The organism is Nocardia sp. NPDC055321 (assembly GCF_053645575.1).
This window is the reverse complement of the sequence record NZ_JBSHMS010000029.1, coordinates 63,576-84,419: the sequence shown is the minus strand read 5'-3', so window position 1 is coordinate 84,419 and position 20,844 is coordinate 63,576. Positions and strand designations below refer to the sequence as shown.

Below are 20,844 nucleotides of genomic sequence, written 5' to 3'. Positions count from 1 at the left end.
GGTTCACAGAGATACGTCTAACATGAACCGATCGGTTCAAGCAAGGGTTGACGGTAAAAGTTGGAGGACCATTCATGACTGCGGGACCTCGGGCTCGACTGATCGCGAGCACGATCGCGACGGTGCAGGAGCACGGCGTGCACGCGGCGGGCCTCAGTGAACTGCTCAAGCGCAGCAATGCCTCACGGAACTCGCTCTACCAGCACTTCCCCGCCGGCAAGGGGGAACTCGTCGAGGCGGCGGCACGCATCGTGTCCCGCGTGGTGTACTCGCACGTCAGCCGGATGGCCGACGCGCTGGCCACCGCGACCTCCCCCGAGCAGTGGCTCGACGATCTACTCGCCTTCTGGCGCATGGAACTCGAATCCAGCGACTATCGGGCCGGTTCGTTCATGATGGCCGCGGCCCTGGACGAACTCGATCCGACCGTGCAGTCCGCGGCGGGCCAGGCCTTCGCCGAGTGGACCGCCCGCCTGGCCGACGGCCTGGTGAGCGCGGGCATCGACCGCGCGGCCGCCTGCTCGCTCGCGGGCCTGCTGCTCTCGATCATCGAGGGCGCGATCGTGCAGTCCCGCGCGCTGAAATCGAGCCACCCCTTCGACGACGCCCGCAACCAGTTCGCCGTCCTGCTGCGGCACCACCTCGCGAACGGCTGAGCCCACAGCCCTTTCGGTGACCCAGGTCACAGTCGAATCGTCGACCCCTCCGATGAATCCCGGATTCGGCCGCCGTCTCGACATCCGACGGCACAACACCTTTGGCCGCAGGTATTCGAGGAAAGGCGCCCGACAATGGAGACCATCGTTACTCCGGCCGGAAACACCATCGCGTTCGATCGCGTCACGGGCAGCGGGGCCGGAACGGTGATTCTGATCGGCGGGGCCTTCAGCTATCGGCAGTTCCCCAAAATGGTGGAACTGGCCCAGCGACTGGCCGACGACTACGGCATGACCGTCATCAATTACGACCGCCGCGGCCGCGGCGATAGCACCGACACCCCCGGCGTGTACGACGTCGAGAACGAGATCGACGATCTCGCCGCCCTGGTGGCGGAAGTCGGCGGCGCGGCGGCGCTGTTCGGCTGGTCCTCGGGCGCGGGCCTCGCACTGCGGGCCGCTGCGTCGGGCCGGGTCCCGGGCATCACCAAGGTCGTGGCATTCGAGCCGCCGTTCGTGGTGAATCACGAAAACTTCGTTCCCGCCGCGGATCTCGCGTCCACACTGCACACGCTGGTCAAGGAGGACAGGCGCGCCGAGACGGTGAAGTTCTACATGACCAAGGCGATGGGCATTCCCCGATTCTTCACCGCCGTCATGCCCTTCACCCCGATGTGGAAGAACCTGCTCGCCACCGCCAGTTCGACGCCGCACTGCTGGGCGGTGATGGAACCGTTCATGCGCGGCGAGGCGTTGCGCGAGCGGGATTGGGCCGGGGTCACGGTCCCGACGCTGGTCATTTCCGGCGGCAAGAGCGACAAACTGCTGCGCACCGCCGCCCGCGCCATCACCGAGGTGCTGCCCGACGCGCGACACCTGGAACTGCCCAAGCTGAGCCACAATCCGAATATCGGCATGATCACCCCGCCCGCGGGCGAGTTCCTCGTCTCAGCCTGATTCCCCGGATATCCGGCAGCCCTTCGACACCGGGGGGTTGCGATCTACGGCCTTGGGCAGACGCGCGGCGGTGGACCAGAACGACACCAAAACTCTTCTGCCGCAAATGAATCGGCAGCTGCAAGGCGCGCCGGGAGTCCCTCAGGCTCCCCCGGGCGCGCGCTCGGCGCCGTGCCGGCTCGCAGGATCCAGGACCCGCAACCCGCCGACGGCGGGCACCCATTCGGTCGAGCTCCAGCCGCCGCACCACTGCGGACGGTTCACCCAACTGAGCGATCGCGCGCCGCCCACGTCACCCACCCGGACCTCCGGCGCGCACGGGGACGCGACGAGATACGGCGTGCCCGCGAGCGCGCCGGGCGCGGGCAACCGGGCGCACACCTGATCGGCGGCCAGCGCGAGATCCGCGGCCACGACCACTCCGATCGGCACCGGCGCCACGACGCCGGCGTGCAGCACCACCGCCACCACGGTCCACTGCTGGAAGGCATCGCCCACCTCGTCCCGGATGATGCCGGGCGCCTCGGTCCGCGCACCGCACTGTGGCCCGGAACACGATGCGCGACCGGGCGCATGATTGCCCGAATCACAACTGCCGCCGGTGTTCTCGCTGGCGTACATACGGCCCCCTCGGGCAGCTGGCAGCGGCGGCCGAGCCACCCGGGGGCTGGAGCGAGTCGGCGCGAACCCCACCTCTACCGGGGCGAACGCGCGACCGGCACCGATGATGGGGCGTGAGTACGAATCCGGCCCATTCTATCGTCGCCGCCCGCGCGGGCGATATAGAACTTCTTGCCGCACACGGGAATCCACCAGAGAACCAGTCGGTTTGCGAAGAGTTTTCGCGATAATTCGGGAGTCCGTTGGCGTCGTCGGCACCCGGCGCGATAACTTGGACGGGTGATGAAGGAGACCGTATCCACGATGGCGGGAGCATGGCGGGCGGGCGACGGCACCGCGGTGCCGTTCCGTGAGGCGACTATCGCGTGGGCGCTGGCCGCGCACGCCGAATTGGCCGAAACCGCAACGGGGTACGGACATTTCGTCACGGTCAACGAATTGGCCGAGCGCGTGCAGGAAACCTCGGGCGTGCACACCAAGGCCCCCACCCGCACCTGGATGGACGCCATTCTGCGCAAGGTGGCCCGGCGCTGCCACAGCGCGGGCGAACCGCCGCTCTCGGCGCTGTGCGTACGCCAGAACCACACGGTGGGCGACGCCTACAAATACGTCCTGGAACTCGCGGGCCTGCCGATTCCGGACGACCTGGAATTGCACGCGGCCTACGCCCGCTGGCAGTGCTACCAGTTCTACGGTGCGCAGATCCCGGCCGACGGCGGCGTCCCGCCGCTCACCCCCAAGGTCGCGGCCAAGCGCCGGATGACCATGGGCAAGACCGCCGCGGCGCCCGCGCCGGAGCCCGATCCCGAGCCCGTGCGCGCACCGGTGTGCTCGGACTGTTTCACCCAGTTGCCCGCCAACGGGGTCTGTTTCTACTGCGCGTGAACGATCGCGTCCTCCGCATCTGAGCAGCACCCGCGAGCACGGCCGCCGACCGGCGCGAGCGCACTACACTGACGATGTGCGCTTTCGACGGTTGATGGCCGTTCCCGTTTTCGCCCTGCTGGTTCCGCTGGGTGTGTCCGCGTGTTCGGCCGAGGGCCCGGGCAGCAAGTCGGACTGCACCATCAGCGGCTGCACCATCACCTTCGACCGCGGCGTGAACGCCAAGGCGAGCGTGCTGGGTGTGGACGCCGAACTCGTTGCCGTGAACGGCAATACGGTGACGCTGCGGGTCGCCGGGCAGGAGGTGCGCGTCCCGGTCGGCGAGACCCAGCCCGCCGACGGCATGAACGTCACCGTCCAGGAGGTGACCACCGACCAGGTCGTGGTCAAGGTCGCCTCCGGGATTCAGACCGGCTGAGCCGGGCTCACGGCACGCAGGTCGCCGCGATCCCCGTGACCAGCACCCGGGGATGCGGGTCGGCCAGGCACGCCCGGGGGCTGCCGTCCAGCGCGCCCGCACCGAATTCCAGTGCGGCGCTGCCGATGACGCCCCCGCCGTTGTCGATCCGGAGGAGGCTCCCGGCCGCCCCGGCCACGGTGGTGCGGGCGACGGCGCCGCGCAGGACCGCGGTGTCGCCGACGTTGACGATGTTGATGCCGTTCGCGGCGACGCCCTCGATCGCGGTGTCGCGAATGTCGAAGGTGAGCGCGCCGGTGGCCGGTGCGCCGCCTGCGGGCGTATAGGCGATGACCCCGATGCCGTCGGCGCTGCATCCGCCGAAACTGGAATCGGACACCGTCAGCTCGGTGCGCGCGTCCCGTCCGAAATTCGTTGTCACCAGACAGGTTCCGAGATTGGCCGGGACCAGCGGATTGAGAATGGCCGCCGGGAACTCCGAATGGTGCGCGCGCACGTTCTCCAGGGTGAGCGACTGCTGTGCGCCCTCGGTGCTGAGGTTGTAATTCTCGATGATGTCGCCGGTGACATTCTCGAAACTGCTGTTCCGCACCCGCACCCGGCTCACGGGGGCGCCATTGGTGCTGACGTATTCGAGGCCGTTGGCGGAGAAGTTCCCGTAGCCGTCGCGGAAATGATTGTCGTCGATGGTGATATCCATGCGCGCCCGGCCCGCGGCGTTGAGGAAGACGCCCTCGCTGTCGGCGATCCGGTTGAGCGGGGTGTCGGCCGGTGACGCGATCCGGGTCTGCGCGTTGCCGTTCAAGGCCGCGGTGAGCTGCGCCGAATCCCCGGCCTGCACCCCCAGCGCGAGCACCGAGAGTTTGAGCAGCCCGAGGTTGATGGCGCGCAGATCGTTTCCGGTGACCTCGGCGTGCACCCGGCTGGTGCCGTGCGCGCGAATGTCGATGCCGTCACCACAGGCGGTGTCGTGCACGCTGTTTCCCGCGATACGCGTGAAACCGGCGCCCGCGGTGAAGTCGGTCATGATCGCGGCCCAGCCGTTGTTGAGCGTGATGAAGTCCGGCAGCGGCGGCACGGCCACGCCGAGCGGCAGACCGGGCGGCAGGGTGAACGGGCCGATCATGAATCCGTCGGCACAGCCCCGATTGGTCTGGGAGACATCGTTTCCGGTGATCACGGTGTCGACAGCGTCGTTCCCGTAGATCCCGCCGCGCCGCGCCCCGGCGATCACGAGGTTGCCGACCTCGGTGCGCTCGGCCAGCCGGACGGCGTCGCCGTCGTTCTCCCCGGTGGTGTTGGTGATGCGCGGCAGGGCCGAGCCCGCGGGCGCTCCGACGACCGGCGGGCCCTCGCCGATCAGCCGCTGCCCGGGTTTGAGTGCGATGCCACCGTCCAACGGCGCGATATCGGGCGCGACCGCGCGCACCACGATGGTGTCTCCGGCCCGCGAGGCCGTCGCGGCGGCGGCGAGCGATCCGAAGGGCGCGTCCCGGGTTCCGGCGCCGCCGGCCGGGGCCGCCGCGCTCACGTACCAGGTGGTCGAATCCGGTTCGGCCCGAACGCCCGCCGCCGAGTGCGCGCCGCAGGCCAGCAGGGCGCAGACCAGTGCCGAGACGCGGATGACACCGCTGCCCGCCGAAATACTCATATGCGTTGCTCCGCGATGCAGACGGTGACCGGACGTGATGTCACCCACCCTGCCAGCTCGCCCGCGGGATCGGCTATCCGGCAATGTCCCAGGAATCGTCGTCGAAACGCGGCGGTCTGCACAAACTTCGCAAGTACCCCGTATCGAAGGACTACGGGCTATCGGTCTCCGGCTGCCGTGGCGGCAGCGGATCCGGCATTTCCTCCAGGTCCGCGAGCTGCAGATGCACGAAGGCGGCTATCCGGTGCCGAGCGCCCGCCGATAGCCGTTCGATATCGGCCGCTGCCAGCACATTCGGGCCGAGCGGGGGTAGCTGAGGGGTTTCCGGCTCGGGCACGCCGGTCACCACCTCCAGACGTGGTCGCGGGGCAGGTGAGGGACGGTCTGGCTCGTCCGAGTCTGCGGCGACGGCGGTTCGCACCATTCCGTGACCATAACCCCTAGGTCGCGGCGGCGGGACCTGTTGGCGCACTTGAGCCTTCACGCTGCGAACCCTGCGAGGAAACGGTAGGCGAGCGAACGGGTGACGGATGAGACGGGTGGGAAGGGTGCGCTGGAAGTACGCTGGGCCGTGGCGATTACGCCGGGCGGCGGGCGATCGCGTAGAGATCGCGGGCCGGGCCCGCCGGCCGCTGCCCGCGCGGCCAGACCGCGCGCAGCGTGCGCTCCAGATCCAGACCCGTCACCTCGGGCGAGACCAGGGTGCCCTCGGCCAATTCGCCGGCCACCGCCAGGGAACTGAGCACCGCCGGGGCCACGCCCTCGGCGACCGCGGTCTTGATCGCGGTGGTGGAGGACAGCTCGAGCACCACCGCCGGACTCCATTCCCCGATCGCCCGGGTCATGGCTCGTTCGAACGAGATTCGGGTGCCCGATCCGGGCTCGCGATAGATGAGCGGGGTGCGCGCCAGTTCCGCCGCGCCGACCGCGCGGTGCCGCGCCAGCGCGTGGCCCGGCGCGACCACCACCACCAGGCGATCGCGCGCCACCGTGTGACTCTCCAGATCACCCGGCACCTGCGGACTTTCCACGAATCCGATCTCGGCGCGCCCCTCGAGCACCGCCCGGCCGACATCGGCGGAGTTACCCGAGACCAGCGCGATCGAGGTGTCGGGCGCGCGGGTGCGCAGGGCCACGAGCCATTTGGGGAAGAGGTATTCCGCGATGGTCGCGCTGGCCGCCACCCGCAGGCGCGAATCCCGCTGCCCGCGCAGGGTGTCGATGCCGGCGTCCAGGCGCGCGGCGGCGTCCACCACATCGCGCGCCCATTCCGCGATCAGCGCGCCCGCGGCCGTCGGCCGGGATCCGAGGGTGGTGCGCTCCAGCACCGGGACGCCCACCAGCTGTTCCAGGTAGCGGATGCGGGAACTCGCCGACGGCTGACTGATCCCGTGCGCCTTGGCCGCGCGGCCGAGACTGCCCTGTTCGATCACCGAGAGCAGCAGCTCGAGCGCGGCCAGATCCGGGACGCGCGGCGACAGTGGCATAGATCGATCCTATGCCTCTCACCGCGCGCGCCTCGCGGCGGTGAGGTGTGTCCCGGTCCGAGCCGCTACGCCGCCGCGGCGGCCACCCGCTCGACGAGCTCGCGCCACGCCCCGAGCGGCCGCACCGTCAGGCCGACGACCTTGCCCGCGTCGTCGGCGCGGCGCAGGGCCAGGGCGGCGTCGAAGTCCGGGTCGGATTCGAAGACGAGCCGTTCCGCGGCGGTCATGGGCCCGCCCTGCGCCACCAGGGTCCGCAGGCTCGAGGCCGAGAGCGCGGCGGCATGGACGGGGTCGGCGGCGGCCAGGTAGCGCTTGGCCGTGACGTGCAGCTCGACCAGCCGCGCCACCCGGTCGCCGAGGAGCCCGCGCACCGCGTCCGCGCCGTGCCGCCCGTGCCCTTCGTCGTCGCCGGGCACCAGCACGTGCCCGATGTCGTGCACGAGCCCCGCGACCTGGAGTTCGGCGTCGGCGGGAAAGCTCGCGCGCAGCAGCTCCGCGCACTGCCGGTCGTGGTCAAGGATGTCGACCGGATCCCCGCTGCGGTCGGGCATGTCCCACGCGTCGGCGCAGTCCGCCAGCAGCGCCCAGAGTTCGTCCACGGTCGCGATCGCGCGGACGACCCCGGGGTGAACCCCATCTGCCCCGGCATGAACCGCGTCGGCTTCGGGTCCGGCGGTGACGACCCCGCGATCCGCCGCGGCGACACCCGTTACGTCAGCATCCATCGCCGCGCCGGGGATCCCCCGGCCGTCGGTGTCCGCCGCCGCTCCGGACGTGCCGCCCACCACCGCTGTGCCCCGTTCGCCGCTCATCGCCCCACTGTCCGGGATGTTCGTGAACGGGCGGTGTCGGCGGCGTGGCGTTATCACCCGCGTGCGCGCGCTCGATAACTCGACGACGGGGCCGTTGGCGGATGTGACGTGCGCACCGTTCCCTGACCGACTTCGGGCGAGCGGAAAGCAGGACGCGAGATGACCGGTGAGCACCGAACCATCGCGGTGGGCACGCGATTCGGCCCCTATCGGCTGGACCGGCTCATCGGGCGCGGCGGCATGGGCGAGGTCTATCAGGCGTACGACACGGTCAAGGACCGCACGGTGGCCATCAAGGTGCTGCCCGAGCGGCTCGCCCACGATCCGGTGTACCGGCAGCGTTTTCAGCGCGAATCGCACGCGGCGGCCCGCCTGCGCGAAGCCCACGTGATTCCCATCCACGACTACGGCGAGATCGAGGGCAGGCTGTTCATCGACATGCGCCTGGTCGACGGCGAGGATCTGCGCGCGCTGCTCGACCGGGCCGGGCCGGGTTCGCCCGAGCGCGCGGTCGGCATCGTCGAGCAGCTGGCGGCGGCGCTGGACGCCGCGCACGCCGACGGCCTGCTGCACCGGGATGTGAAGCCGGACAACATCCTTCTCACCCGCGACGGCTTCGCGTACCTGGTGGACTTCGGCATCGCGCAGTCGGCCACCGACGACTCGCTCACCACCGACGGCGCGGCGGTCGGCTCGTTCCGCTACATGGCCCCCGAGCGCTTCACCGACCGCGACTTCACCCCCGCCGCCGACATCTACGCCGTGGCCTGCGTGCTGTTCGAATGTCTCACCGGCGCGCGGCCTTTCACCGGCGATACCAATGTCCAGCTGATGCGGGCCCACCTGTTCGACCGGCCCCCGAAAGCCTCCGCCCTGTGCCCGGGCATCCCCGCGGCCCTGGACGCCGTGGTGGCCCGCGGCCTGGCGAAGAATCCCGCCGACCGCTTCCGCACCGCGGGCGAGCTCGCGGTCGCGGCCCGCGCGGCGCTCACGGCCCCGCCGGAATCCGCCGGTGCACGACCGTACACCCGCGCCGCGGCGCCGTACGCCCCCGCGGATACCGCTGCGGCACAGCCCGATTCCCGCACGGTCCGTTCGGATCGGCACTCGACGCGGCCGCCGTCCCCGACCGCGTCGGGTCCCGCCACCGGCCCGGTGCCGCGCGACTCGGCCGCGAGCACCGCCCCGGACGCCCGCGAATCCCGTGACACCGGCCGGATCCGCCGCGTTCTCACCCTGCTCGGCGTGGTCGTCCTGGTCGCCGCGTCGATCGGGTTCGCGGGCTGGGCGGTGACCCGGCCCGGCCTCGCGGGGACGCCGCGACCCGACGACACCGCGCTGAACGGTCCCGACGTGGAACTGCTCTCGATAGCGGCGGGGGCGGGGTACAAGCGGGTGAACTGCCTGCACGTGAACACCGACAACACCACGACCGCCGTGGTGTTCTGCGCGGCCAACCCCGCCGCGTCCGCGCCCACCGCCCAGTTCTGGCGCTTCCGCACGGTCGAGCATCTGCGCGACTACTACAGCCAGATCTTCCTGGGCACCTTCCGCGGCACGAACTGCCCGCACGATCCGGCGGGCAAGGACGGGGTCTCACTCGGCATCGACGGCAAGGCCGCGGGCAGGCAGACCTGCTTCGCCGATCGCACCGTCTCCCCCGACGCGCCGCAGCCCAGCCTCGCGGTGACCAACGAATCCGCCTTGGCCCTGGCGGTTTTCAGCTGGGCGACACCGGGCGAGTCCCCGCTGCGCGACTACGTCGCCAAGAACCATCACGGCCAGTTCGTGGCGCCGGAGTACGGTCTCGATCCCGACTTCTTCACCGACGCGGACCGCGATCTGCTCACCCGCGTGGAAAAGGCCTACACCCGGGCCAATTGCGTGCACTCGGACCCGCCGGTCGGCCCGGCGACGGCGGTACTGGTCTGCTCGGGCCGGGTGGGGAGTCCGTTCGTGCAGATCCTCGGGTTGCCCGACGAGCGCACCACCTCGGCCATCTATCAGGCCGACCTGGCCCAGTTCCCGGGCCGCGCGTGCGGCGGCGGCACGTCCCAGGACGCGGAGTGGCGCCGCGACGGCGCCGAGGTCGGCCGCTTTCTCTGCTACACCGACGCGAGCTACAGCCCCGCGAAATCCTGCCTGCTGGCCGCGCACACATCCGCCCGGCTGATCTACGTGATCTGCGCGCAGGCCGCGGACGATCCGGAGAACGGGCCCAAGACCGACGCCGAGCTGCAGTCCTGGTTCCTGCGCAATTTCGACTGAGACGACACCGCCGAAACAGCCTGTGCCGGAACAGAGGTGATGCCGGGCTCCCTCCGCAGCTGGGAGCCCGGCACCGGTCGGCACCGGTGTGGGCGGCGCCGACGTTCGTGGTGCCCGTACGGGCACGGTCGGGGTGAGCGCGGACGCGCTCGGCGTACCGGGCGCTAGTGCGCGCCGCGCACGATCTCCACGGCCTGGCTGAGCAGGCCGAGGCCGTGGGTGATCTCCTGCTCGGTGGTGGTCAGCGGCGGCAGCAGCTTCACCACTTCCTCACAGGGACCGGAGGTTTCGACGAGCAGGCCGAGTTCGAACGCGATCCGGCTGACCTTGGCGGCCTCGGAGGCGTCGTTCTCGAAGACCAGGCCGTGCACCAGTCCGCGGCCCCGGGTCGAGATGCCCGGGAACTCCGCGGCCACCTCGCTCAGGTGCCGGCGGATCAGTTCGCCCTTGGCCAGGGTCGCGGTCTCGAGCGCGTTGTCGGACCAGTAGTGCCGCAGGGCGACCTCGCCGGTGACGAAGGCCGCGTTGTTCCCGCGGAAGGTGCCGTTGTGCTCGCCGGGCGCCCAGACATCCAGGTCCGAGCGCATGAGGACCAGCGCCATCGGCAGACCGTAGCCGCCGATGGACTTGGACAGCGCGACGATGTCGGGGGTGATGCCCGCCTCTTCGAAGGAGAAGAAGGGACCGGTACGGCCGCAACCCATCTGTACGTCGTCGACGATGAGCAGAATGCCGCGCGCGGAGCACAGTTCGGCCAGGTGCCGCAGCCAGGCGGCGCGGGCCACGTTCACCCCGCCCTCGGCCTGGATGGTCTCCACGATCACCGCGGCCGGCTTGTCCACGCCCGAGGAGGTGTCGTCCAGGACCTTGCGCATCCACGAAAGATCGTCGCCCGCCGCGTGATAGCCGTCGTAGGGCATGGGGGTGGCGTGCACCAGCGGGACGCCCGCGGCTGCCCGCTTGGCGGCGTTGCCGGTGACCGACAGCGCGCCCAGGGTCATGCCGTGGAAGGCGTTGGTGAAGTTCAGGACGGTGGTGCGGCCGGTGATCTTGCGGGCCAGCTTGAGCGAGGCCTCCACGGCGTTCGCGCCCGTCGGGCCGGGGAACTGCACCTTGTAGTCGAGGCCGCGCGGGGCGAGCACCACGTCGCGGATCGTCTCCAGCAGACGGCGTTTGGCCGAGGTGGCCATGTCCAGGCTGTGGGTGACCCCGTCGCGCATGAGGTACTCGATGAGCGCGGCCTTGAGCACGGGATTGTTGTGCCCGTAGTTGAGCGCGCCCGCGCCGGCGAAGAAGTCGAGGTACTCCCGGCCGCTCTCGTCGGTGATCCAGCTGCCGCGCGCGGTGTCGAACACCGTCGGCCAGGACCGGCAATAGCCGCGCACATTGGATTCGAGCGTCTCGAAAACGGTCGTCTCGGCAATGGTCATCGGTGGGTCCTAGCGTCGCAGCAAAGTGAAACGAGATTGTTTCTATCACTGACGGGCGCGGAGTGCGATGGTTTTCGGCGAATCCGATGACGGCCTCGGCGAACCCGGAACGAGTGACGCAGGTCTCGCGCGAGACGCGGCGAGCATAACGCCGCGAACCTCCGGTGAACACCCTTATTCCACATTTTTCGGACAGATGGCCGGATTCTTCTGGCGCGCATCCCCGTTCACTTGTAGTGTCAACCTCTTGTGCGTGCAGAGGTGGGGGTCTACTGGCGGCTGGTGAAAGCCGGTTTCCGCAGGCAGTCGTACTACCGGCTCGCCATGTTCGCCGGACTGGTCACCAATGTCGTGTTCGGTTTCGTCCGCGCCGCGGTGCTCACCGCCGCGGTCGCGGCCAACAGCGACTTCGGCGGCTACGACCACGGCACCATCGGCGCCTACACCTGGCTGTCGCAGGGCCTGCTCGGCGCCATCGCGTTCTGGACCCTGCCCGACATCGTCGAACGCATCCGCAGCGGCGACGTCGCGATCGACTTCCTGCGACCCATCGACATCCAATTCGCCCATCTCGCGGAGTATCTCGGCCGCGCGCTGTGCACGCTCATTCCGCGCGCGCTGCCCAGCGTCGCGATCGGCGCGCTCACCTTCGGCCTGGCCATGCCCGACACCGCCGGGCCCTACCTCCTGGGCGCGATCAGCCTGCTGCTGGCCGTCGCCATCTCGTTCCTGTCCATGTTCGCGGTGTGTCTCGGCGGCTTCTGGCTGGTGGAGACGCGCGGCCTGCGGGCCCTGCACATGATCTGCGGAACCTTCCTGGCCGGGCTCTTCGCACCGGTGCACCTGTTCCCCGGCTGGTTGCAGGCCATCGCCTACGCCACCCCGTTCCCGTCCATGCTGCAGTTGCCCATCGACGTCCTGTCCGGCCGCACCGCGGGCGTCGGCGCGCTGTACATCGTTGCCGTGCAACTGTTCTGGCTGGCAACCCTCATCGCCGTCGGACAGGCGCTGCTGCGCGCGGGCCGCCGCAAACTGGAGGTGCAGGGTGGCTGAGACCGTCGACGCGGGCGAGGCCAGGCCCTCCCGGTTCGCGCCCTATCGCGCCGTCTGGGGCTCGCGTATTCGCGCGCAGCGGGCCTATCCCCTGTCCTTCGCGACCGACATCGCCGCGGCCTTCCTGATCGGGCTGCTCGAATTCGCGGAGATGTGGGTCATCTTCGCGAACGTGCCGCAGCTCGGCGGCCTGGACCTGAACGCCATGCTGCTGCTGTTCGGTCTCAGCAATACCGCCTTCGCGCTGGCGGACATGATCGTCGGGCACGCCGACACCCTGCCCACCTACATCCGCATGGGCACCCTGGACGCGTTCTACCTGCGCCCGCAGCCGCTGCTGCTGCAACTGGTGACCAGCGATATCGCGCTGCGCCGCATAGCCCGCATCGCGGTGGCGGCGACCGTGCTCGGCGTCGGCATCGCCCGCAACGACATCGACTGGAGCGCGGCGCATCTGGCGCTGTTCGCGATCACGCTCGTCTCGGGTGTGGCCATCTTCGCCGGGCTGTTCGTCTGCGCGGCGGGGGTGCAGTTCTATCTCATCGACGGCGCCGAGCTCACCGGCGCGTTCACCTACGGCGGCTCGTACGCCTCGATGCAACCGACGTCGGTGTTCCCGACACCGATGAAACTCGTTTTCGGATTTCTCATCCCGGTCGCCTTCACCTCCTACCTGCCCGCCATCGCGCTGCTCGGCATACCCGGGCCCGCACTGCTGCCCGGGTGGCTGGCGTGGTGCTCGCCGGTGGCGGCACTCTGGGTGTGGATCCTGGCGCTGACCGCGTGGCGGCTGGGTACACGGCACTATCAGGGAGGTGGGGGATGACCGACGCGATCATCGAAACCAACGGTCTGACCCGGACTTTCGTACTGCGTCGCAAGGATCGCGGACTGCGGCGCACCCGCGAGGTGCTCACCGCCGTGGACGATATGACCTTCAGCGTGGAGCGCGGCGCGGCCGTCGGCTACATCGGCGCGAACGGTGCGGGCAAGTCCACGACCATCAAGATGCTCACCGGCATCCTGGTGCCGACCGCGGGCCGGCTGCGCACCTGCGGACTGGATCCGGTGCGCCGGCGGCGCGAGCTGGCGAGCCGGATCGGGGTGGTGTTCGGGCAGCGCTCCCAGCTGTGGTGGGATCTGCCGCTGCGCGAATCGTTCTCGATCCTGGCGGCCATCCACCGGCTCGCGCCGCGCGCGGCCGCCGCGCGCACCGAGGAACTCGTCGAGCAGTTGGAGATGGGCGGCACCCTGGACACGCCGGTGCGTCAGCTCTCCCTCGGCCAGCGCATGCGCGCGGAGGTGGCGGCGGCGCTGCTGCACTCCCCCGAACTGGTGATCCTGGACGAGCCGACCATCGGCCTGGATGTGCTGTCCAAGCAGCGATTACGGGAATTCCTGCGGCACGAGCGCACCCGGCGCGGCACCACCCTGCTGCTGACCACCCACGACATGGGCGATATCGAGCGACTGTGCGAACGGGTGCTGGTGGTCGATCACGGCAGCCTGGTCTACGACGGTTCGCTGACCGGACTGGCCGCTACGGTCGGCGCCCGCCGGGTGCTGACCGTCGACCTGGCCGAGCCCACGGCCGATCTCACCGACCTGCCCGGCGCGAAACTCCTGGACAGCGTGGGCGACGGCATGCGCCAGCGACTGGCCTTCGACACCGAGAACACCACGGCCGCACAGCTGCTCGCCGCGGTCTCGGCGCGCGCGGAGGTACGGGACCTGTCGATCGAGGAGCCGGACATCGAGGACGTGGTGCGGCGCATCTACGAGGCCGCGCCCCGGGCGCTGCGGTGAGCGCGCGAAAACGCCCCGGATGCCGATAGCATCCGGGGCGTGTACCCGAAAACCCTTCGCGGGATTAGGATTTAGCCGAAAGAACCGGTGAAGAGGGTGTTCAGGATTCCACTCAGCGCGGCCGAGCCGGTGCTGAACAGGCCGTTGAGGGCAGCGGAGCCAGTGTCGATGATGACCGGGATCATTGTTCAACCTCTCTGTTGGTTACATCGCCTGCCGGGCTTTCCAACCGGCGACGTGACCTACCCTGCCGATCGACCCTTACAGGTCCCTGGCCGGTAGCTGAGAGATTGCTGAATTGGGCTGTGTCCCCCGCCACACTACTGCGGGGCGTTGGGTTCGGCCGCGTAGAGGCTGACTTCGCCGTCCTCGCCCAGAAAAGCGTTGACCAGCATCGTTCCGCTGGCGCGCAACGCCTCGGGGTCCGGCACCGCGGTGGTGACCGAAATCTGGGGCACCGCAGCCCAGTTGACGACATACCGCTCGGGCGGGCCGTTGTCGTCCGAGAGGTGGGCCAGGCGGAAAACCGACACCCGCCGGCGCACGATGAGGGTGCGCACGACTTCGGCGATTCGCTCCGGGTCTTCCAGCGCGAACATGAAACCGAACCGCAATTCGGGTGACGACGCATAGGCGGGCACGAATACCCAGGCTAATCGAGTAGGCGGCGCGGCGCGTCCGGCGCGCCGGAGTAGTAGCTGTTCATGCGCTTCGGTAAACGCCTCGGCCGGCGGTCTCGGTGGACGAGCCGACCACGACCTGCGAACGACAGCGGCCCACAGGTGTCGATCCGCCACCAAACGCAGCGCCCACGTGACCGAGTTGTAATGCTGTATAACGATTCTCCGGCAGCTTCGACGATCTAGCGCCGGATGGTTGCGCCCGTCCGACTATCGCGCTTTCCTGAATATGTCCCGTATTTTCCGGACAGTCTTCCCATCGCATCGTCGCGAAATTCCCGGTTTTTTTCCGTGCCGTTTGTGGTGGGCTGTGCATCCCGGGGTACGGGTCTGCGCCGGAGCCGAGGGGAGCCCCTCCCCGAATCCCCCTCGGCCCTGGCGCATCCACATACAACGCTGAGGGTGGGAAACCATGGCAACCGACTACACCGGAGCGGGGTTCGGGGCCGAGCTCCCATCGCCATCACTGTTGCTGCGCGCCTTCCGGGAACCCATCACCGATTCACCCGACACCGCTTCACGCAACGGCTCGCCGCATCCGCGCAGCCGCGACCACGAAGTCTTGGAAACCGCCCATGAGCTGGCGCTGTGCCACGAGCGCCGACGCCGGGCCCACACCGCCGCACACGATTCGGACACCGCGGCCGGGCAGGTCGCCGAACACATCCGGCAGATCGAAGCCATCGACGAGCGCAGACTGCTGCTGGTGGCCCGCATCAACGACTGGGTGGCGGCCAACATCCCGCACCGCTCCGGCGCCTCGCTGCACACCGAGACCCTGGGCGCGGTCATCGATCGCATGGCCTCGAAATGGGTTGCGGCGCAACAGGCTCTGGGAGTTCCCGAGCCCGATGCGCCGCGTTCGAAGAGCACCGACGGGCGGATGCGACGACGCACCGGCCCGCACCTGGGCGAGGGCCGCAACGGCGACGCCGCCCGGCACGGCGTGGACAGCGAGGCGCACCTGCAGTGGTATCGCCTCGCCGAACTCGCCGACGGTTACAAGGACTTGATCACCGAGGTGGCGCAGCATCGGCGGAGATTGCCGGTCTGGTAACGACCGCCCGGCAATCTCCCCGCGCCCCAGCCACTTTCGGGTCGGACGCGCCCGGGCACCACACCCGGGCGGTCCGGTCAGGAATTGCGGTGTTCGACGACCTCGGCGTCGATGAACTCGGACGAAGCCGAATTCGACTGCGGCGCAGCGCCGTCGGCGATCCGCGGGTCACCGGCCGGATCCTCGTCGAAGGCCGGGTCGACGTCGTCGAAGGCCGGATCCGCGGCCGTCTCGCGCTGGGCGGCGGCGTCGGCGGCGGCCGCCGCGGCGGCCTCGCGCATCTCGATCGCGTCGGTGATCCAGTCACCGATCTCCTTGGTCACATCGGCGACCGTACCGGTGATGATCGATGCGATATTGCCGACGTGCCGTGCCCCGGACGACGTCAATTCCTGGATGAGATCCTTGTTGCTTTCGAATTTCCCGATCATTTACACGCCCACTTCGCTAGCCTGCCCCCGGCGCATCACGATAACACCGCTGGGCTGCGAATTCCCAGCCAGCACCGGCGGCAGCGCCAGCTTGAAGATCTTGGCCCAGACCGACCCGATCTGCTTACTGAACGACCCCGTGTTGTACGGCAGACCGTGCTTCTCGCACAGTGCGCGCACCTGCGGGGCGATCTCCGGGTAGCGGTTCGCCGGCAGATCCGGGAACAGGTGGTGCTCGATCTGGTGCGAGAGGTTGCCGCTCATGATGTGGAACAGCCGGCCGCCGTCGATATTGGCCGAGCCGAGCATCTGGCGCACGTACCACTCGCCCTGGGTCTCGTCCTCGGTCTGTTCCTGGGTGAACGTCTGTACGCCGGACGGGAAGTGCCCGCAGAAGATGATGGAGAACGTCCACAGGTTGCGCACGATGTTGGCGGTGAAGTTACCGGCCAGGGTGGACAGGAACAGCGGTCCGGTCAGCGCCGGGAAGACCACGTAGTCCTTGAGCACCTGGCGTCCGGCCTTGCGCATCTGGCCCTTGACCAGCGCCTTGATGTCGGACCACTTGCGCTTGCCCTGGACGATGTTCTCGACCTCGAGGTCGTGGCCCATGACGCCCCACTCGAAGGCGAGCATGAGCAGGAACGCGTAGACCGGGTTGCCCAGGTACAGCGGGTTCCACTTCTGCTGCTCGTCGATGCGCAGGATGCCGTAGCCGATGTCCCGGTCCATGCCGTGGATGTTGGTGTACGTGTGGTGCATGTAGTTGTGCGAGTGCCGCCACTGATCGGCCGGGCACACGGTGTCCCACTCGAACACGCGGGAGTTCAGGCCGGGTTCACGCATCCAGTCGTACTGGCCGTGCATGACGTTGTGGCCGATCTCCATGTTGTCCAGGATCTTCGACACCGACAGCGAGGCCACGCCGGCCAGCCAGAACGGGGGCAGGAAGCCCAGGTACATCAGGCCGCGCCCGGCGATCTCGAAGCCGCGCTGCGCCTTGATGATCGAGTAGATGTATTCGCGGTCGCGCTCGCCCAGGTCGGCGACGACGCGGGCGCGGATCTCGTCGAGCTCGCGGCCGATGTCCTCGACCTGCTCGGGGCTCAGTACGAGGGGACCGTCGGGGGTTTCGGTGAGGATTGCCATGATCTGTCTCCTTGATGGTGCAGATAGCAATGGGTCTGGAAGCGTGTGTCAGATGGCGATGTCGACGTCGCCGACCGCGGCGCTGACGCAGAGCTGGATGGGCTGATCCGGATCCGAGTCGAGTTCGCCGGTGCGCAGGTTGCGCGTGCAGCCGCTGACCTTGATCGAGGTGCAGGAGAAGCAGATCCCCATGCGGCAGCCGTATTCCGGTGTGAGCCCGGCGGATTCGGCCTGCTCCAGCAGGCTGACGCCGGTGTTGGCGGTGGTCTTGCCACTGCCGGAGAAGGTGGTCTCGCCCTCGACGTCGGCCGGGTCGGCCGGTGTGGCGGTGAGCGTGAACTCCTCCGAATGCAGTCGGTCGGTGAGCTGTTCGGCCTCGTAGACGGTGCGGACCGCCTTCATGAGGCCGGGCGGGCCGCACAGGTAGGTCTGCGCCGTCGCGAACCAGGGCGCGAGCCGTTCGAGCTCGTCGTACCCGAAATTGGGGTCCTGTCCCAGTTCGGGGTACAGCAGTTCGACCTGGATGTTGTTGTGCTGCATGGCGATCGCCTCGAGCTCGGTGCGATGCGGCACCCATTCGGGCGAACGGTTGTAATGCAGGAACAGCACCCGGCCGTCATACCCCTCGTTGGCCAGGGTACGCAGCATCGACAGCGCCGGGGTGATGCCGCTGCCGCCGCTGAGCAGGATCAGCCGCTCCGGCCGCTGCTCGGGCAGGGCGAAGACGCCCATCGCCGGCGAGAGGTCGACGACCATGCCGGGAATCGCGTTCTCGTGCAGGTAGTTCGACACCAGCCCCTGCGGGTGCGCCTTGATGGTGAGCTCGATGTGGCGGTCCCGGCGGTTCGCCGCGTTGACCGGCGAGTAGCAGCGGGTGTGGCGGATGCCGTCGATGACGACGCCGATCTGCACGTACTGCCCGGCCTCGTGCCCGGACCACTTGCGATTGGGGCGCAGCGTGAGCGTCACCGAGCCGACCGCGCTCCGTCGCACGTGCGTGATCTCGGCGCGCAGGTCGCGCAGCGTGAGGGTGGGGCGGACCAGCTCCAGGTAGCGGTCCAGCGGGTGCGGACTGGTCAATGTCTGCACGAGGTCGATGAGTCCAACCATGCGGGCCTCCTGTCGCATCATCGGGGGCTTGCCGGTGATGCCTCGCATTCATTCGATGCGCACCGGATCGGGAGCCGTTCCAGACTCTCTCAATTTCGGTGTACATCTGTACACTCATCTAGTCTGCCGGGTAGGGCCCGTCCAGTTCAACCGGCAGTTCATGTGACGCGCACGACATCTGAGCAAGGGGACGAATGTGAACGAATGTATGCTCATCGACGTGAGCGAGCAGGCAGCAACCAGAGTCGAGCGCAAGGAGCGCACCCGTTCCGCGCTACTCGAGGGCACCCTCGCACTCGCGGCCGAACGCGGTTTCGCGGCGCTGAGCCTGCGCGAGATCGCCCGGTCGGCCGGCATCGTCCCGACCGCCTTCTACCGGCATTTCGCCTCGCTCGAGGAACTGGGCACCACGCTCGTGGAAGAGGGCGTGCGCCAGCTGCGCCTGGCGCTGCGTGAAACCCGCCGCAACCCCGACGCCGGGCTGTCCGCACCGGTCCGCTTCGTCTTCCAGCAGGTGGACGAGAAGCGCGACCTGTGGGGATTCCTGATCCGGGAGCGGCACGGCGGCTCGGCGAGCCTGCGCGGCGCCATCGCGGTCGAGATGCAGCTCATCGTGCGCGAACTGGTCGTGGACCTGTCCCGGGTGCGCGCCCTGGACGCCTGGTCCCCCGATGACCTGGAACTGGCCGCCGACCTCATCGTCTCCACGGTCGCGGATCGCATCGCGGACTACGTGGTGGCCGAGGCCCGTGATCGGCCGCGCATCGCCGAGCGCGCCGTACTGCAGGTCCGGCTGATCGCACTGGGCATGGCGTCCTGGCGGACCTAGGGGGTCATCGCCCCTTCAGGTCCGCGTCTCGCACCGGCAGGAGCGCGATCAGGCCCGCGATCAGGACCAGCACCAGGCCGATGATGCCGAAGCGCTCGGAATCGGTGACCCACACGAACACCCCGAACATGGTGGGCGCCAGGAACGACACGGCGCGGCCCGTCGTCGTGTAGAGCCCGAACAGCTGACCCTCCCGGCCGGGCGGCGCGAGACGCGCGAGGAACGATCGCGAGGAAGCCTGTGCGGGACCGACGAATCCGGCCAGCGCCAGCCCGAACACCCAGAACAGCACCGGACCCGACACCGCGAGCAGCACCAGTCCGCACACGATCATGGCGGCCAGCGACACCACGATCACCGGTTTGGGGCCGACGCGATCGTCGTACCGCCCGGTGGCCAGCGCGCCGATGGCGGCCACCACGTTCGCGGCGATGCCGAACAGCAGCACGTCCGAATCGTGAAAACCGTAGACGCGCACCGCGAGTACCGCGCCGAAGGTGAACACGCCGGCCAGGCCGTCGCGGAAGATCGCGCTGGCGATGAGGAACCACACCGTGCGGCGATCGGTGTGCCACAGCTCGCGGATATCGCGCCACAGCACCCGGTAGGACGTGCCGATGGCGCGCAGCCACCCCAGCGGGCCGCGCGAGCCCCGCGCGCCGTCCGAAACCCGCACGGCCGCACCCGGATCGGCATCGGTGCGGGGCACCTCGGGCACCCGGAAGAACAGCGGCAGCGCGAAGATCGCGAACCACACGGCGGCCAGCAGCACGACCAGGCGGATGTTGAGGCCGCCCTCGGTCGTGACGCCGAGGACGCCGCGAGTGTCGCCCTTACCCGCGATGAAACCGACGTAGCAGATGAGCAGCAGCACGATGCCGCCGAAATAGCCCATGGCCCAGCCGAATCCGGAGATCCGGCCCACCGTCGCCGGGGTCGACACCTGGCGCAGCATCGCGTTGTAGGGCACGCCAGCCAGTTCGAAGGTCACCGTGCCCAGCGCCAGCAGCACCAGCCCGAGCCACAGGTAGTGGTAGTCGTCGCGGACGAAGAACATCAGCGCCATGAGCAGCACGGTCAGCGCGGTGAGCACCCCGAGGGAGAACTTGCGCCGCGCGGCGGCGTCGAACCACTGCCCGCTGACCGGGGCCGTCACCGCCACCAGCAGCCCGCCCGCACCCAGCGCCCAGCCCAGCCAGGCGCTGGCCGAGACGCCGCCGGGCAGATTCTCGCCGACCTTGTCCGTCAGGTACACCGAGAAGACGAAGGTCAGCACGAGGGCCTGGAACGCCGACGATCCCCAGTCCCAGAGTCCCCAGGCGATCACCGGACCGCGTCCCGTGGCCTGCCCGACCGCCTCGTCGCCCGCGGCCCGTCCGGATGCTTCCGCCATGCGCGCAGACTAGGCGACCGCGCGCGTCCCGTCGTGCCGAATCGCACAGTCCGCGCACCCGGCGCCGCCGTCGCGCGCACCCGGCGCCGGACCGCGTGCGCCCGGCACGCCGGGGACCACGCGACGCGCCGCCGACTCTATGCACTAAATT

General features: G+C 69.2%; 21 protein-coding genes. 10 read left to right on the top strand and 11 right to left on the bottom strand.

Features of this window, described 5'->3' with window-relative positions; all coding sequences use genetic code 11:
• Nucleotides 1–74 precede the first annotated feature (74 nt).
• On the top strand, nucleotides 75–656 hold the full coding sequence (locus ACWIGI_RS34335) for a TetR/AcrR family transcriptional regulator (RefSeq protein WP_454207462.1): 582 nt from the start codon (nucleotides 75–77) through the stop codon (nucleotides 654–656).
• Between the two features lie 135 nt (nucleotides 657–791).
• The gene (locus tag ACWIGI_RS34330) at nucleotides 792–1,613 is read left to right on the top strand and encodes an alpha/beta fold hydrolase (protein WP_454207460.1); all 822 of its coding nucleotides are present in this window, start codon (nucleotides 792–794) and stop codon (nucleotides 1,611–1,613) included.
• Nucleotides 1,614–1,754: 141 nt separating this feature from the next.
• Here ACWIGI_RS34330 and ACWIGI_RS34325 read toward each other — a convergent pair whose 3' ends face one another.
• On the bottom strand, nucleotides 1,755–2,234 hold the full coding sequence (locus ACWIGI_RS34325; protein ID WP_454207458.1) for a hypothetical protein: 480 nt from the start codon (nucleotides 2,232–2,234) through the stop codon (nucleotides 1,755–1,757).
• Nucleotides 2,235–2,516: 282 nt separating this feature from the next.
• Between ACWIGI_RS34325 and ACWIGI_RS34320 the strand changes: the two genes are divergently transcribed.
• Together ACWIGI_RS34320 and ACWIGI_RS34315 are read left to right on the top strand one after the other, a co-directional pair.
• Nucleotides 2,517–3,119 (top strand): hypothetical protein, encoded by a 603-nt coding sequence (locus ACWIGI_RS34320; RefSeq protein WP_454207456.1) that lies wholly within the window; start codon nucleotides 2,517–2,519, stop codon nucleotides 3,117–3,119.
• A gap of 76 nt (nucleotides 3,120–3,195) precedes the next feature.
• Complete coding sequence (locus ACWIGI_RS34315; protein ID WP_454207454.1) at nucleotides 3,196–3,537, top strand: hypothetical protein; 342 nt, start codon at nucleotides 3,196–3,198, stop codon at nucleotides 3,535–3,537.
• 7 nt (nucleotides 3,538–3,544) lie between these two features.
• On the opposite strand, the gene ACWIGI_RS34310 is transcribed toward ACWIGI_RS34315, so the two are convergent.
• From ACWIGI_RS34310 to ACWIGI_RS34295, 4 genes are all read right to left on the bottom strand, one after another.
• On the bottom strand, nucleotides 3,545–5,188 hold the full coding sequence (locus ACWIGI_RS34310; RefSeq protein WP_454207452.1) for a hypothetical protein: 1,644 nt from the start codon (nucleotides 5,186–5,188) through the stop codon (nucleotides 3,545–3,547).
• A 151-nt stretch (nucleotides 5,189–5,339) separates the two neighbouring features.
• On the bottom strand, nucleotides 5,340–5,525 hold the full coding sequence (locus ACWIGI_RS34305) for a hypothetical protein (protein ID WP_454207450.1): 186 nt from the start codon (nucleotides 5,523–5,525) through the stop codon (nucleotides 5,340–5,342).
• Nucleotides 5,526–5,766: 241 nt separating this feature from the next.
• Nucleotides 5,767–6,675 (bottom strand): LysR family transcriptional regulator, encoded by a 909-nt coding sequence (locus ACWIGI_RS34300; protein ID WP_454207449.1) that lies wholly within the window; start codon nucleotides 6,673–6,675, stop codon nucleotides 5,767–5,769.
• A gap of 65 nt (nucleotides 6,676–6,740) precedes the next feature.
• On the bottom strand, nucleotides 6,741–7,487 hold the full coding sequence (locus ACWIGI_RS34295; RefSeq protein ID WP_454207447.1) for an HD domain-containing protein: 747 nt from the start codon (nucleotides 7,485–7,487) through the stop codon (nucleotides 6,741–6,743).
• A gap of 159 nt (nucleotides 7,488–7,646) precedes the next feature.
• On the opposite strand from ACWIGI_RS34295, the gene ACWIGI_RS34290 reads away from it, so the two are divergent.
• Entirely contained in the window at nucleotides 7,647–9,755 is a 2,109-nt protein-coding gene (locus tag ACWIGI_RS34290) for a protein kinase domain-containing protein (RefSeq protein ID WP_454207446.1), read from the top strand.
• A gap of 164 nt (nucleotides 9,756–9,919) precedes the next feature.
• On the opposite strand, the gene ectB is transcribed toward ACWIGI_RS34290, so the two are convergent.
• Nucleotides 9,920–11,185 carry a diaminobutyrate--2-oxoglutarate transaminase gene (gene ectB / locus ACWIGI_RS34285; RefSeq protein ID WP_454207444.1) on the bottom strand — a complete coding sequence of 422 codons (1,266 nt, stop codon included), beginning with the start codon at nucleotides 11,183–11,185 and terminating at the stop codon, nucleotides 9,920–9,922.
• Nucleotides 11,186–11,434: 249 nt separating this feature from the next.
• On the opposite strand from ectB, the gene ACWIGI_RS34280 reads away from it, so the two are divergent.
• Genes ACWIGI_RS34280 through ACWIGI_RS34270 form a run of 3 tightly spaced genes read left to right on the top strand, consistent with a single transcriptional unit; the run spans nucleotide 11,435 to nucleotide 14,044 of the window.
• Entirely contained in the window at nucleotides 11,435–12,238 is an 804-nt protein-coding gene (locus ACWIGI_RS34280; protein ID WP_454207443.1) for an ABC transporter permease, read from the top strand.
• Nucleotides 12,231–13,064: an ABC transporter permease gene (locus ACWIGI_RS34275; protein WP_454207441.1), complete on the top strand. Its 834-nt coding sequence runs from the start codon at nucleotides 12,231–12,233 to the stop codon at nucleotides 13,062–13,064. The genes ACWIGI_RS34280 and ACWIGI_RS34275 overlap by 8 nt, the downstream gene beginning before the upstream one ends.
• A complete protein-coding gene (locus ACWIGI_RS34270; protein WP_454207438.1) occupies nucleotides 13,061–14,044 on the top strand; it encodes an ABC transporter ATP-binding protein in 984 nt (327 codons plus the stop codon). Before ACWIGI_RS34275 ends, ACWIGI_RS34270 begins: the two co-directional genes overlap by 4 nt.
• Nucleotides 14,045–14,364: 320 nt before the next feature.
• Here the strand turns inward: ACWIGI_RS34270 and ACWIGI_RS34265 are convergent, their stop codons facing one another.
• Entirely contained in the window at nucleotides 14,365–14,685 is a 321-nt protein-coding gene (locus tag ACWIGI_RS34265; RefSeq protein ID WP_454207436.1) for a hypothetical protein, read from the bottom strand.
• Between the two features lie 451 nt (nucleotides 14,686–15,136).
• Here ACWIGI_RS34265 and ACWIGI_RS34260 point away from each other — a divergent pair, with 451 nt between their 5' ends.
• Complete coding sequence (locus ACWIGI_RS34260; RefSeq protein ID WP_454207434.1) at nucleotides 15,137–15,781, top strand: DUF4254 domain-containing protein; 645 nt, start codon at nucleotides 15,137–15,139, stop codon at nucleotides 15,779–15,781.
• 77 nt (nucleotides 15,782–15,858) lie between these two features.
• Here ACWIGI_RS34260 and ACWIGI_RS34255 read toward each other — a convergent pair whose 3' ends face one another.
• The 3 genes from ACWIGI_RS34255 to ACWIGI_RS34245 are packed head-to-tail and all read right to left on the bottom strand — an operon-like array spanning nucleotide 15,859 to nucleotide 18,471.
• On the bottom strand, nucleotides 15,859–16,212 hold the full coding sequence (locus tag ACWIGI_RS34255) for a hypothetical protein (RefSeq protein ID WP_454207433.1): 354 nt from the start codon (nucleotides 16,210–16,212) through the stop codon (nucleotides 15,859–15,861).
• Complete coding sequence (locus ACWIGI_RS34250; protein ID WP_454207432.1) at nucleotides 16,213–17,361, bottom strand: fatty acid desaturase family protein; 1,149 nt, start codon at nucleotides 17,359–17,361, stop codon at nucleotides 16,213–16,215.
• A 48-nt stretch (nucleotides 17,362–17,409) separates the two neighbouring features.
• Entirely contained in the window at nucleotides 17,410–18,471 is a 1,062-nt protein-coding gene (locus tag ACWIGI_RS34245) for a ferredoxin reductase (protein ID WP_454207430.1), read from the bottom strand.
• Nucleotides 18,472–18,679: 208 nt separating this feature from the next.
• On the opposite strand from ACWIGI_RS34245, the gene ACWIGI_RS34240 reads away from it, so the two are divergent.
• Complete coding sequence (locus tag ACWIGI_RS34240; protein ID WP_454207490.1) at nucleotides 18,680–19,300, top strand: TetR family transcriptional regulator; 621 nt, start codon at nucleotides 18,680–18,682, stop codon at nucleotides 19,298–19,300.
• 4 nt (nucleotides 19,301–19,304) lie between these two features.
• Here ACWIGI_RS34240 and ACWIGI_RS34235 read toward each other — a convergent pair whose 3' ends face one another.
• On the bottom strand, nucleotides 19,305–20,693 hold the full coding sequence (locus ACWIGI_RS34235; RefSeq protein ID WP_454207428.1) for an MFS transporter: 1,389 nt from the start codon (nucleotides 20,691–20,693) through the stop codon (nucleotides 19,305–19,307).
• Nucleotides 20,694–20,844: the final 151 nt, after the last annotated feature.

What these genes read in the sequence shown, in the direction of transcription:
- ACWIGI_RS34335 (WP_454207462.1), top strand. Translation starts at nt 75, where the DNA reads ATGACTGCGGGACCTCGGGCTCGACTGATCGCGAGCACGATCGCGACG.
- ACWIGI_RS34330 (WP_454207460.1), top strand. Translation starts at nt 792, where the DNA reads ATGGAGACCATCGTTACTCCGGCCGGAAACACCATCGCGTTCGATCGC.
- ACWIGI_RS34325 (WP_454207458.1), bottom strand. Translation starts at nt 2,234, where the DNA reads ATGTACGCCAGCGAGAACACCGGCGGCAGTTGTGATTCGGGCAATCAT.
- ACWIGI_RS34320 (WP_454207456.1), top strand. Translation starts at nt 2,517, where the DNA reads ATGAAGGAGACCGTATCCACGATGGCGGGAGCATGGCGGGCGGGCGAC.
- ACWIGI_RS34310 (WP_454207452.1), bottom strand. Translation starts at nt 5,188, where the DNA reads ATGAGTATTTCGGCGGGCAGCGGTGTCATCCGCGTCTCGGCACTGGTC.
- ACWIGI_RS34300 (WP_454207449.1), bottom strand. Translation starts at nt 6,675, where the DNA reads ATGCCACTGTCGCCGCGCGTCCCGGATCTGGCCGCGCTCGAGCTGCTG.
- ACWIGI_RS34295 (WP_454207447.1), bottom strand. Translation starts at nt 7,487, where the DNA reads ATGAGCGGCGAACGGGGCACAGCGGTGGTGGGCGGCACGTCCGGAGCG.
- ACWIGI_RS34290 (WP_454207446.1), top strand. Translation starts at nt 7,647, where the DNA reads ATGACCGGTGAGCACCGAACCATCGCGGTGGGCACGCGATTCGGCCCC.
- ectB (WP_454207444.1), bottom strand. Translation starts at nt 11,185, where the DNA reads ATGACCATTGCCGAGACGACCGTTTTCGAGACGCTCGAATCCAATGTG.
- ACWIGI_RS34270 (WP_454207438.1), top strand. Translation starts at nt 13,061, where the DNA reads ATGACCGACGCGATCATCGAAACCAACGGTCTGACCCGGACTTTCGTA.
- ACWIGI_RS34260 (WP_454207434.1), top strand. Translation starts at nt 15,137, where the DNA reads ATGGCAACCGACTACACCGGAGCGGGGTTCGGGGCCGAGCTCCCATCG.
- ACWIGI_RS34255 (WP_454207433.1), bottom strand. Translation starts at nt 16,212, where the DNA reads ATGATCGGGAAATTCGAAAGCAACAAGGATCTCATCCAGGAATTGACG.
- ACWIGI_RS34250 (WP_454207432.1), bottom strand. Translation starts at nt 17,361, where the DNA reads ATGGCAATCCTCACCGAAACCCCCGACGGTCCCCTCGTACTGAGCCCC.
- ACWIGI_RS34245 (WP_454207430.1), bottom strand. Translation starts at nt 18,471, where the DNA reads ATGGTTGGACTCATCGACCTCGTGCAGACATTGACCAGTCCGCACCCG.
- ACWIGI_RS34240 (WP_454207490.1), top strand. Translation starts at nt 18,680, where the DNA reads ATGCTCATCGACGTGAGCGAGCAGGCAGCAACCAGAGTCGAGCGCAAG.
- ACWIGI_RS34235 (WP_454207428.1), bottom strand. Translation starts at nt 20,693, where the DNA reads ATGGCGGAAGCATCCGGACGGGCCGCGGGCGACGAGGCGGTCGGGCAG.